The 11,726-nt window shown below is 50.1% G+C and carries 9 protein-coding genes; 6 read left to right on the forward strand and 3 right to left on the reverse strand.

From position 1 onward, the window contains the following. Positions 1-64: 64 nt before the first annotated feature. The 3 genes from add to malX form a co-directional block, all read right to left on the reverse strand. Positions 65-1,066, reverse strand: coding sequence for an adenosine deaminase (gene add / locus BEG40_RS02725; RefSeq protein WP_105284838.1), 1,002 nt, complete (start codon positions 1,064-1,066; stop codon positions 65-67). A gap of 103 nt (positions 1,067-1,169) precedes the next feature. Further along, positions 1,170-2,342, reverse strand: a complete 1,173-nt coding sequence (malY, locus tag BEG40_RS02730) for a bifunctional maltose regulon transcriptional repressor/cystathionine beta-lyase MalY (protein ID WP_000459419.1) — start codon at positions 2,340-2,342, stop codon at positions 1,170-1,172. A gap of 9 nt (positions 2,343-2,351) precedes the next feature. Continuing rightward, positions 2,352-3,944 (reverse strand): PTS maltose transporter subunit IICB, encoded by a 1,593-nt coding sequence (gene malX, locus BEG40_RS02735; protein ID WP_000125486.1) that lies wholly within the window; start codon positions 3,942-3,944, stop codon positions 2,352-2,354. 174 nt (positions 3,945-4,118) lie between these two features. On the opposite strand from malX, the gene malI reads away from it, so the two are divergent. From malI to uidC, 6 genes are all read left to right on the forward strand, one after another. Beyond that, the gene (malI, locus tag BEG40_RS02740; protein ID WP_000179524.1) at positions 4,119-5,147 is read left to right on the forward strand and encodes a mal regulon transcriptional regulator MalI; all 1,029 of its coding nucleotides are present in this window, start codon (positions 4,119-4,121) and stop codon (positions 5,145-5,147) included. A 111-nt stretch (positions 5,148-5,258) separates the two neighbouring features. Next, positions 5,259-6,026 carry a 7-alpha-hydroxysteroid dehydrogenase gene (gene hdhA / locus BEG40_RS02745; protein ID WP_000483368.1) on the forward strand — a complete coding sequence of 256 codons (768 nt, stop codon included), beginning with the start codon at positions 5,259-5,261 and terminating at the stop codon, positions 6,024-6,026. A 231-nt stretch (positions 6,027-6,257) separates the two neighbouring features. Further along, positions 6,258-6,845 carry a DNA-binding transcriptional regulator UidR gene (gene uidR, locus BEG40_RS02750; RefSeq protein ID WP_105284839.1) on the forward strand — a complete coding sequence of 196 codons (588 nt, stop codon included), beginning with the start codon at positions 6,258-6,260 and terminating at the stop codon, positions 6,843-6,845. Between the two features lie 371 nt (positions 6,846-7,216). Next, the gene (uidA, locus tag BEG40_RS02755) at positions 7,217-9,028 is read left to right on the forward strand and encodes a beta-glucuronidase (RefSeq protein WP_105284840.1); all 1,812 of its coding nucleotides are present in this window, start codon (positions 7,217-7,219) and stop codon (positions 9,026-9,028) included. After that, a complete protein-coding gene (gene uidB / locus BEG40_RS02760; protein WP_105284841.1) occupies positions 9,025-10,398 on the forward strand; it encodes a glucuronide transporter in 1,374 nt (457 codons plus the stop codon). The genes uidA and uidB overlap by 4 nt, the downstream gene beginning before the upstream one ends. A 38-nt stretch (positions 10,399-10,436) precedes the next feature. Beyond that, positions 10,437-11,702, forward strand: coding sequence for a glucuronide uptake porin UidC (gene uidC / locus BEG40_RS02765; protein WP_105284842.1), 1,266 nt, complete (start codon positions 10,437-10,439; stop codon positions 11,700-11,702). Positions 11,703-11,726: the final 24 nt, after the last annotated feature.

Below are 11,726 nucleotides of genomic sequence, written 5' to 3' on the forward strand. Positions count from 1 at the left end.
ATGTAGACATTCTTGATGAGTTTAATGCCTGATACGACGCTTACGTGTCTTATCAGGCATGTTCTTATTTCGCTGCTACTTTTTCTTTCAGTGCGCGTTTTTCCTCTGCGCTGAGGAAAGCCATTTCCAGACCATTAATCTGCGCCTGGCGGATTTGCTCGCGGGATAACCCAGCAGCCGGCGCGGCAACGGTATATTCGTGAATGATATCCACACCCTGTACGCCTGGATCGTCAGTGTTAATGCTGGCACAAATACCATGCTCAAGGAACGTTTTCAGCGGATGTGCCGCCAGAGACGCTACGGTGCTGGTCTGAATATTTGAGGTCAGACAAGATTCAATACCAATTTGCTGTTCAGCGAGGAAATCCATCAGCGCCCGATCTTCAATGGCTTTTACGCCATGTCCAATACGCTGCGCCCCCAGTTCACGAATAGCCTGCCAGATGCTTTCTGGCCCGGCGGCTTCGCCTGCATGGACAGTAATATGCCAGCCTGCATCACGCGCGCGATTGAAGTGAGAAAGGAACAGACTCCCCGGGAAACCAAGCTCATCACCGGCTAAATCCAGTGCGGTAATCTGATCGCGGTGAGCCAAAAATGCTTCCAGCTCTTGCTGACAGGCGGCTTCGCCAAAGGTTCGGCTCATAATACCGATAAGTTTCGCCTGCACGCCAAAGGTGCGGCAGCCTTCACGTACGCCATCAATGACTGCTTCGACGACGCCAGCGACAGGCAGCTGATGCGCCATCGCCATGTAACCCGGCGAAAAACGCAGTTCAACATAGTGCAGGCCATTACGGGCGGCATCTTCTATATTTTCAAACGCCACGCGACGGCAGGCGTCGAGCGTGGCAAGAACTTTAACGCCCCAGTCGAGTTTGGTCAGAAAGCTAACCAGATCGGGTTCGTTGGCGATGACCTGAACGTGAGGGATCAACGTTTCCAGGGACTGTGCAGGAAGCGAGATATTATACTGGCGGCCAAGTTCAAGAATGGTCTGGGGACGAATGTTGCCATCAAGGTGGCGATGGATATCGGTTAATGGCAGGGTTGTATCAATCATGGTCGCACTCTTTTTCTGTATATAAAAGTGCGCACCATTATAAAAACAAAACCGGGTGAAAATCTACGATTGCGCAACGATTATTTACGTTGCGCAATCGTAATCAACGTACAGTTCGGATGGCGTTAATCAAACCGGCAACACCTTTTTCCAGTTTTGAACGCGGGCATCCTGCATTGAGACGAACAAAGCCACGACCCTCTTCACCGTAGGTATATCCCGGCATGATCGCTACTTTTTCTTGCTTAATCAGGGCTTTTTGCAATGCGTTGTCGTCTATATTTAACGGACGTAGATCAAGCCAGGCAAGATAAGTGGATTGTGGGATCTGCCAGTTGAGTTCCGGGAACGCTGCATTCATCGTATTTGCGATATATGTCAGATTGTCTTTCAGATAGACACGTAAGGCATCCAGCCACGGCGCGCCTTGTTGATAGGCGGCAATATGGGCGGTAAGCGCCAGTACGGCTGGTGAGGACAATCCATCACGACCTTTCAGTGCCGATAAATACGCCTCGCGACTATCGCTATTTTCAATGATGCCGTAGGCTCCGGTCAGAGCGGGTATGTTGAAGCTTTTTGAGCCTGAGGTCAGCAGCGCCCAGTTTCCGCGCGCCACGTTACTCCAGGGAATATGCGGTTGCTCGCCCCATACCATATCCATATGGATTTCATCGGAGATAACGCGCACATCATGCCGCTCGCACAGGTCTGCCATTATCTCCAGTTCGTCACAACTCCAGACCTTACCGGTGGGGTTCTGCGGGCTACACAGGAGCATAATTTTACACTCCGGTTTTGCCAACACCGCTTCCAGTTTGGTCATATCGCAAAACCAGCCGTCTGCCCGTTTCTCTAAAGCAACGGGCATCACGGTGCGCTGATTACCTTCGATGGCTTTGTAAAATGCGTCGTAAGCTGGGGTATGGATCACTACACCTTCACCGACAGCAGACCACTGGCGAATCAATTCCGACACCATATAGATAACAGAAGGACCATAAACCACCGACTGCGTATCAATGGCGGTGTTATGCTGGGTGGAGAACCAGTGGGCAATAGCCGCGAGAAACTCATCGTTTTTCCAGCGGCTGTAGCCAAATACACCGTGCATCAGGCGTTGATTAAGCGCCCCGATAATGCAGGGGGCGGTGGCAAAATCCATGTCTGAAATCGTGAACGGTAACAGGTCAGCAGTGCCGAAACGGTCAGCGACATAGTCCCACTGTGTACACCATGTTCCATGACGATCCACGACCTTTGAAAAATCGAACATATTTTATCCTTATGCCTGAACAGTACGCATCAGACCAGCCATTTCGTCTTTTACAGACTGAACTTGCGGCCCGATAACAACCTGCAGGTTATGTTGATTAAGTTGTACTACGCCAATTGCCCGATTGTCCTTTAGCGCCTGCACATTAACAAGCGACATATCTTTCACTGACAAACGCAGGCGGGTAATGCAGTTATCCAGGCTGACAATATTGTCGGCACCGCCTAAGGCTTCGAGAATTGCCGGAACGTTGTAACCTGATTTACCCGGCGCACCAGCAACGGCTTTTTCGATTGAGCTGGCAACTTCACTGTCGCGCCCCGGGGTTTTCAGATTGAAGCGGGTGATAGCGAAACGGAAGATGACGTAGTAAACGACAAACCAGATTGCCGCCACCACTGGCACCATGTACCACTTAGTCGACAGGCCATGCAAAATACCGAACACCACAAAGTCGATGATATTGCCGTCGGTATTACCGATGGTGACGCCGAGAACAGACATGACGGTGAAGCCGAGGCCGGTTAACAGCGCGTGGATGACGTACAGAACTGGCGCTACGAACAGGAACAGAAACTCCAGCGGTTCGGTAGTGCCGCCAACAACACAGGCGATCAGGCCAGAAATCAGCAGACCTTTAATTTTATGACGGTTTTCCGGGCGAGCACAGTGATACATGGCTAATGCAGCACCTGGCAGACCGCCGAGGAATGCAGGCATTTTACCCTGGGAGAGGAAACGCGTGGCGCTTTCAGAGAAACCGTGAGTGGTCGGGCAGCTTAATTGCGCCTGGAAGATGGTGAGTGCGCCGCTGACGGTTTGTCCACAGACTTCCTGCGTGCCGCCCGCGTCGGTAAAGCGAATTAATGCCACCAGAATGTGATGCAGACCAAACGGCAACAGCAGACGTTCACCCGTACCAAACAGCATAGGTCCGAAATCACCCGCGCTGTTGATCATATGACCTAAGCCGCTAATACCCATGGCAAAAATCGGCCAGACTAACGGAATCACCAGACCGACAAGACCCATCACCAGCGAGGAGATAATTGGCACGAAGCGCGTACCGCCGAAGAATGCCAGCGCATCCGGCAGGCGGATATTATGGAAACGCTCATGCAGCATCCAGACGATAATACCGGCGATCACCGCACCGAGGATCCCGGTGTCGATCGACTGGATCCCAAGAATGCTCTGGATGTTATTGGCTTTCAGAACGGCTGCATCGGTGGTTGGCAGAATGCCTTTATTGGTCAACCAGAAGTTAACCGCCAGGTTCATTACCGCATAACCCACGAAACCAGCGAACGCCGCTACGCCTTTGTTCTCTCGCGCCAGTCCTAGCGGGATCGCAATACAGAACATCACCGGCAGAAAGCTAAAAGCGAACGAGCCAATTTTACTCATCCAGGTAAAGATAGCCTGCAACACGGGGTTACCCAATGCCGGGATGAGGGTGATGACATCATGGCTACTAAGGGAACTACCAATCCCTAACATAATTCCGCAGAACGACAGTAATGCGACGGGTAACATAAAGGTTTTGCCTAACTGCTGGAAAAATTCCCACAGCGTGACTTTCGGTGCTGCTTTCGCCGTCATAAAACGACTCCTTGTTAAGAACAGTCTGGATTCAATAAATTGCGCGAGAAGATAAAACGTTTTATCAAACTTTAGTGAGGCATAAATCACATTACGCGACGATAATAGCGGGTATAAGATAAATTAAAGGTAAAACGTTTTATCTGTCACAAAATCAGGGAGTAGGTCATCTGTATGGCTACCGCCAAAAAAATCACCATTCATGATGTTGCGCTGGCTGCGGGAGTATCGGTCAGTACCGTTTCGCTGGTACTTAGCGGAAAAGGACGGATATCTACCGCTACGGGGGAACGGGTTAACGCAGCTATTGAAGAGCTGGGATTTGTGCGTAATCGCCAGGCGTCGGCACTGCGCGGCGGGCAAAGCGGCGTCATTGGTTTGATCGTGCGTGATTTATCTACGTCATTTTACGCTGAATTAACGGCCGGATTGACGGAAGCTCTGGAGGCGCAGGGGCGGATGGTTTTTTTGCTTCACGGCGGTAAAGACGGCGAGCAGTTGGCACAGCGGTTCTCACTGTTGCTCAACCAGGGCGTCGATGGTGTAGTGATTGCCGGTGCGGCGGGAAGCAGCGATGGCCTGCGGCGGATGGCAGAAGAAAAAGGTATCCCGGTGATTTTCGCTTCCCGTGCCAGTTATCTTGATGATGTCGATACGGTTCGCCCGGACAACATGCAGGCTGCACAGTTGTTGACGGAGCATCTCATTCGCAATGGACATCAGCGTATCGCCTGGCTGGGAGGGCAAAGTTCTTCATTAACCCGCGCGGAGCGGGTGGGGGGATACTGTGCGACATTATTAAAATTTGGCCTGCCGTTTCACAGCGATTGGGTACTGGAGTGCGCTTCCAGCCAGAAGCAAGCTGCGGAAGCTATCACGGCACTTTTGCGCCGTAACCCGACTATCAGCGCCGTGGTTTGTTATAACGAAACTATTGCGATGGGGGCATGGTTTGGTTTGCTAAAAGCAGGGCGCCAGAGCGGGGAAAGCGGAGTCGATCGTTACTTTGAGCAACAGGTTTCGCTGGCGGCATTTACCGATGCGACGCAAACCACACTTGATGACATACCCGTTACCTGGGCAAGTACACCTGCGCGGGAACTTGGTACAACACTTGCGGATCGCATGATGCAAAAAATCACCCATGAAGAGACGCATTCACGTAATCTTATTATCCCCGCCCGGCTCATTGCGGCGAAATAATCCTCTCTTTATCTGCTATACCTGGTAGTGTCCTTTCCTCAAGGTTAATGATAAAAAATGTGGCACACAGGCGGTGCCTTTTATTTTTACTGAAGTTCACAGGAGGTTTATGTGTTTAATTCTGACAACCTGAGACTCGACGGAAAATGCGCCATCATCACCGGTGCGGGTGCAGGTATTGGTAAAGAAATCGCCATTACATTCGCGACAGCAGGTGCATCTGTAGTGGTCAGTGATATTAACGCCGATGCAGCAAATCATGTTGTTGATGAGATTCAACAACTGGGTGGTCAGGCATTTGCGTGGCGCTGTGATATTACGTCCGAACAGGAATTATCCGCTCTGGCAGACTTTGCCATTAGTAAGTTGGGTAAAGTGGATATTCTGGTTAACAACGCTGGTGGCGGTGGTCCTAAGCCATTTGATATGCCAATGGCGGATTTTCGCCGCGCTTATGAACTGAATGTCTTTTCTTTTTTCCATCTTTCACAACTCATTGCGCCAGAAATGGAAAAAAATGGCGGTGGCGTTATTCTGACTATCACTTCCATGGCGGCAGAAAATAAAAATAAAAACATGACCTCGTATGCGTCCTCTAAAGCTGCGGCCAGTCATCTGGTCAGGAATATGGCGTTTGACCTGGGTGAAAAAAATATTCGGGTGAATGGTATTGCGCCGGGAGCAATATTAACGGATGCCCTCAAATCCGTTATTACACCAGAAATCGAACAAAAAATGTTGCAACACACGCCAATCAGACGTCTGGGCCAACCGCAAGATATTGCTAATGCGGCGTTGTTCTTGTGTTCACCCGCAGCCAGCTGGATAAGCGGACAAATTCTCACTGTCTCCGGCGGTGGGGTACAGGAACTCAATTAATTCGAATAAACCGGAAAACAACGCAACTCAGCGTTGTTTTCCGGTGCTGATGGGTTATCAGAAAAATGTCTCCATCTCGCTACTGGTTGCCACATTTCGATTGTTGGTTGACCAATTATCGTGTGAATAATACTCGAATGCGGGGGGCTTCGCACATTTGACCTGCAATGTTAGGCGCTTGCATAGCAAAGCGGTAAACTACTTATTCACGCTAACTATAATGGTTTAACGATGGATAACATGCAGACTGAAGCGCAACCGACACGGACCCGGATCCTCAATGCTGCCAGAGAGATTTTTTCAGAAAATGGATTTCACAGTGCCTCGATGAAAGCCATCTGTAAATCTTGCGGCATAAGCCCAGGAACGCTCTATCACCATTTCATTTCTAAAGAAGCCCTGATTCAGGCGATTATCCTTCAGGATCAGGAGAGGGCGGTGATCCGCTTCCGCGAACCTATCGAAGGGATTCATTTCGTTGACTATATGGTCGAGTCGATAGTGTCTCTCACTCATGAAGCCTTTGGACAAAGGGCGCTGGTGGTCGAAATTATGGCAGAAGGGATGCGCAATCCACAGGTCGCCGCCATGCTAAAGAATAAGCATCTGACGATTACGGAGTTTATCGCCCAGCGTATGCGCGATGCCCTGCAAAAGGGTGAGATAAACCCTGACATCAACACGGCAATGACCTCTCGTTTACTGCTGGATTTGACCTATGGCGTACTGGCCGATATCGAAGCCGAAGACCTGGCGTGTGAAGCGTCATTCGCCCGGGGATTACGCGCGATGATTGGCGGTATTTTAACCGCATCCTGATTCTGTCTTTTCGCGGGTCGGTGAAGACTGGCCTGCTTAATCCTGCATAGAAACTCTTTCCGTTTCGTCACAAAACCACCGTTAACACATACACAGTGGCCATATGACACGTAAATTTATCATTTAAAATCTATTCGAATGAACGTTCGATTGCTTATTTTGTGGCTTCTGTCAACGCTGTTTTAAAGATTAATGCGATCCGTATCACGCTGTGGGTATTGCAGTTTTTGGTTTTTTGATCGCGGTGTCAGTTCTTTTTATTTCCATTTCTCTTCCATGGGTTTCTCACAGATAACTGTGTACATCACAAAATTGGTTAACTAATCAGATTAAAGGTTGACCAGTATTTTTATCTTAATGAGGAGTCCCTTATGTTACGTCCTGTAGAAACCCCAACCCGTGAAATCAAAAAACTCGACGGCCTGTGGGCATTCAGTCTGGATCGCGAAAACTGTGGAATTGATCAGCGTTGGTGGGAAAGCGCGTTACAAGAGAGCCGGGCAATTGCTGTGCCGGGCAGTTTTAACGATCAGTTCGCCGATGCGGATATTCGTAATTATGTGGGTAACGTCTGGTATCAGCGCGAAGTCTTTATACCTAAAGGTTGGGCGGGTCAGCGTATCGTGCTGCGTTTCGATGCGGTCACTCATTATGGCAAAGTGTGGGTAAACAATCAGGAAGTGATGGAGCATCAGGGGGGATATACGCCGTTTGAAGCCGATGTCACGCCATATGTTATTGCCGGGAAAAGTGTACGTATCACCGTTTGTGTGAACAACGAACTGAACTGGCAGACTATCCCGCCGGGAATGGTGATTACCGACGAAAACGGTAAGAAAAAGCAGTCTTACTTCCATGATTTCTTTAACTACGCCGGGATCCATCGCAGCGTAATGCTCTACACCACGCCGAACACCTGGGTAGACGATATCACCGTGGTGACGCACGTAGCGCAAGACTGTAACCACGCGTCTATTGACTGGCAGGTGGTGGCAAATGGTGATGTCAGCGTTGAACTGCGTGATGCGGATCAACAGGTTGTTGCAACAGGACAAGGCAACAACGGAACCTTGCAAGTAGTGAATCCGCACCTCTGGCAACCGGGTGAAGGTTATCTCTATGAACTGTACGTCACAGCCAAAAGCCAGACAGAGTGTGATATCTACCCGCTGCGCGTTGGCATCCGGTCAGTGGCAGTGAGTGGCGAACAGTTCCTGATCAACCACAAACCGTTCTACTTCACTGGTTTTGGTCGCCATGAAGATGCAGATTTACGCGGCAAAGGGTTCGATAACGTGCTGATGGTGCACGATCACGCATTAATGGACTGGATTGGGGCTAACTCCTACCGTACCTCGCATTACCCTTACGCTGAAGAGATGCTCGACTGGGCAGATGAACATGGCATCGTGGTGATTGATGAAACTGCAGCTGTCGGCTTTAACCTCTCTTTAGGCATTGGTTTCGAAGCGGGCAACAAGCCGAAAGAACTCTACAGCGAAGAGGCAGTCAACGGGGAAACTCAGCAGGCGCACTTACAGGCGATTAAAGAGCTGATTGCGCGTGACAAAAACCACCCAAGCGTGGTGATGTGGAGTATTGCCAACGAACCGGATACCCGTCCGCAAGGTGCACGGGAATATTTCGCGCCACTGGCGGAAGCAACGCGTAAACTCGACCCGACGCGACCGATCACCTGCGTCAATGTAATGTTCTGCGACGCTCACACCGATACCATCAGCGATCTCTTCGATGTGCTGTGTCTTAACCGTTATTACGGTTGGTATGTACAAAGCGGCGATTTGGAAACGGCGGAGAAGGTACTGGAAAAAGAACTTCTGGCCTGGCAGGAGAAACTGCATCAGCCGATTATCATCACCGAATACGGCGTGGATACGTTAGCCGGTCTGCACTCGATGTACACCGACATGTGGAGTGAAGAGTATCAGTGTGCATGGCTGGATATGTATCACCGCGTCTTTGATCGCGTCAGCGCCGTCGTCGGTGAACAGGTATGGAATTTCGCCGATTTTGCAACCTCGCAGGGCATTTTGCGCGTTGGCGGTAACAAGAAAGGGATCTTCACCCGCGACCGCAAACCGAAGTCGGCGGCTTTCTTGCTGCAAAAACGCTGGACTGGCATGAACTTCGGTGAAAAACCGCAGCAGGGAGGCAAACAATGAATCAACAACTCTCCTGGCGCACCATCGTCGGCTACAGCCTCGGTGACGTCGCCAATAACTTCGCCTTCGCAATGGGGGCGCTCTTCCTGTTGAGTTACTACACCGACGTCGCTGGCGTCGGTGCCGCTGCGGCGGGCACCATGCTGTTACTGGTTCGGGTATTCGATGCTTTCGCCGACGTCTTTGCCGGACGAGTGGTGGACAGTGTGAATACCCGCTGGGGAAAATTCCGCCCGTTTTTACTCTTTGGCACTGCGCCGTTAATGATCTTCAGCGTGCTGGTATTCTGGGTGCCGACCGACTGGAGTCATAGCAGCAAAGTAGTGTATGCATATTTGACCTACATGGGCCTCGGGCTTTGCTACAGCCTGGTGAATATTCCTTATGGTTCACTTGCTACCGCGATGACCCAACAACCGCAGTCCCGCGCCCGTCTGGGCGCGGCTCGAGGAATTGCCGCTTCGCTGACCTTTGTCTGTCTGGCTTTTCTGATAGGACCGAGCATTAAAAACTCCAGCCCGGAGGAGATGGTGTCGGTGTACCATTTCTGGACGATTGTACTGGCCATTGCCGGGATGGTGCTTTACTTCATCTGCTTCAAATCGACGCGTGAGAATGTGGTACGTATCGTGGCACAGCCGTCATTGAAGATCAGTCTGCAAACGCTGAAACGGAATCGTCCGCTGTTTATGTTGTGCATCGGTGCACTGTGTGTGCTTATTTCGACCTTCGCGGTCAGCGCATCGTCGTTGTTCTATGTTCGCTATGTGCTGAATGACACCGGTCTGTTTACTGTGCTGGTACTGGTGCAAAACCTGGTCGGTACAGTGGCGTCGGCACCGCTGGTGCCAGGAATGGTCGCCAGGATCGGTAAAAAGAATACTTTCCTGATTGGCGCTCTGCTGGGAACCTGCGGTTATTTGCTGTTCTTCTGGGTTTCCGTCTGGTCGCTGCCAGTGGCGTTGGTCGCGTTAGCCATCGCTTCAATTGGTCAGGGCGTTACCATGACCGTGATGTGGGCGCTGGAAGCTGATACCGTAGAATACGGTGAATACCTGACCGGCGTGCGAATTGAAGGGCTTACCTATTCGCTATTCTCATTTACCCGCAAATGCGGCCAGGCAATAGGAGGTTCAATTCCCGCCTTTATTTTGGGATTAAGCGGATATATTGCGAATCAGGCACAAACACCGGAAGTTATTATGGGGATACGCACATCAATTGCCTTAGTCCCTTGCGGATTTATGCTACTGGCATTCGCTATAATCTGGTTTTATCCGCTCACGGATAAAAAATTCAAAGAAATTATAGTTGAAATTGATAATCGCAAACAAATGCAGCAGCAATTAATCAGCGATATCACTAATTAATATTCTATAAAAATAATCAGAACATCAAAGGTGCAACTATGAGAAAAATAGTGGCCATGGCCGTTATTTGCCTGACGGCTGCCTCTGGCCTTACCTCTGCTTATGCGGCGCAACTGGCTGACGATGAAGCGGGGCTACGCATCAGACTGAAAAACGAATTGCGCAGGGCTGATAAGCCCAGTGCTGGCGCGGGAAGAGATATTTACGCATGGGTACAGGGAGGATTGCTCGATTTCAATAGTGGTTATTATTCCAATATTATTGGCGTTGAAGGCGGGGCGTATTATGTTTATAAGTTAGGTGCTCGTGCTGATATGAGTACCCGATGGTATCTTGACGGCGATAAAAGTTTTGGCTATGCCCTGGGCGCGGTAAAAATAAAACCGAGTGAAAATAGTTTGCTTAAATTAGGCCGCTTCGGAACAGATTATAGTTATGGCAGTTTACCTTATCGTATTCCGTTAATTGCTGGCAGTTCGCAACGTACATTACCAACTGTTTCCGAAGGGGTATTAGGTTATTGGGCTTTAACACCTAATATCGAACTGTGGGGAATGTGGCGCTCAAGAGTATTTTTGTGGACCGACTCAACAACCGGTATTCGTGATGAAGGGGTGTATAACAGCCAGACGGGGAAATACGATAAACATCGCGCACGTTCTTTTTTAGCCGCCAGTTGGCATGATGATACCAGTCGCTATTCTCTGGGCGCATCGGCACAGAAAGATGTTTCCAATCAGATACAAAGTATTCTGGAGAAAAGCATACCCCTCGACCAGAATTATGCTCTGAAAGGAGAGTTGCTCGGCTTTTACGCGCAACTCGAAGGCTTAAGTCGTAATACCAGGCAGCCCAATGAAACGACGTTGGTTAGTGGACAATTGACCTGGAGCACGCCGTGGGGAAGTGTATTTGGTAGTGGTGGTTATCTGCGTCATGCGATGAATGGCGCCGTGGTGGACACTGACATTGGCTATCCTTTTTCATTAAGTCTAGATCGTAACCGTGAAGGAATGCAGTCCTGGCAATTGGGCGTCAACTATCGTCTAACCCCGCAATTTACGCTGACTTTTGCGCCGATTGTGACCCGTGGTTATGAATCCAGTAAACGAGACGTGCGGATTGAAGGCGCGGGCATCTTAGGTGGTATGAACTATCGGGTCAGCGAAGGGGCGCTACAAGGGATGAATTTCTTTCTTGCCGCCGATAAAGGGCGGGAAAAGCGCGATGGCAGTGCGCTGGGCGATCGCCTGAATTACTGGGATGTGAAAATGAGTATTCAGTATGACTTTATGCTGAGGTGAGAAAAAACGCCGGAGAGAAAACCC

Origin of the sequence: Escherichia sp. MOD1-EC5495, assembly GCF_002965965.1 — a bacterium.
GTDB classification, from domain to species: Bacteria; Pseudomonadota; Gammaproteobacteria; order Enterobacterales; family Enterobacteriaceae; genus Escherichia; species Escherichia ruysiae.

Excerpts from the sequence above, each read along its gene's own strand:
- malX (WP_000125486.1), bottom strand. The coding sequence starts at position 3,944 with ATGACGGCGAAAGCAGCACCGAAAGTCACGCTGTGGGAATTTTTCCAG.
- add (WP_105284838.1), bottom strand. The coding sequence starts at position 1,066 with ATGATTGATACAACCCTGCCATTAACCGATATCCATCGCCACCTTGAT.
- uidB (WP_105284841.1), top strand. The coding sequence starts at position 9,025 with ATGAATCAACAACTCTCCTGGCGCACCATCGTCGGCTACAGCCTCGGT.
- uidR (WP_105284839.1), top strand. The coding sequence starts at position 6,258 with ATGGATAACATGCAGACTGAAGCGCAACCGACACGGACCCGGATCCTC.
- malI (WP_000179524.1), top strand. The coding sequence starts at position 4,119 with ATGGCTACCGCCAAAAAAATCACCATTCATGATGTTGCGCTGGCTGCG.
- malY (WP_000459419.1), bottom strand. The coding sequence starts at position 2,342 with ATGTTCGATTTTTCAAAGGTCGTGGATCGTCATGGAACATGGTGTACA.
- uidA (WP_105284840.1), top strand. The coding sequence starts at position 7,217 with ATGTTACGTCCTGTAGAAACCCCAACCCGTGAAATCAAAAAACTCGAC.
- uidC (WP_105284842.1), top strand. The coding sequence starts at position 10,437 with ATGAGAAAAATAGTGGCCATGGCCGTTATTTGCCTGACGGCTGCCTCT.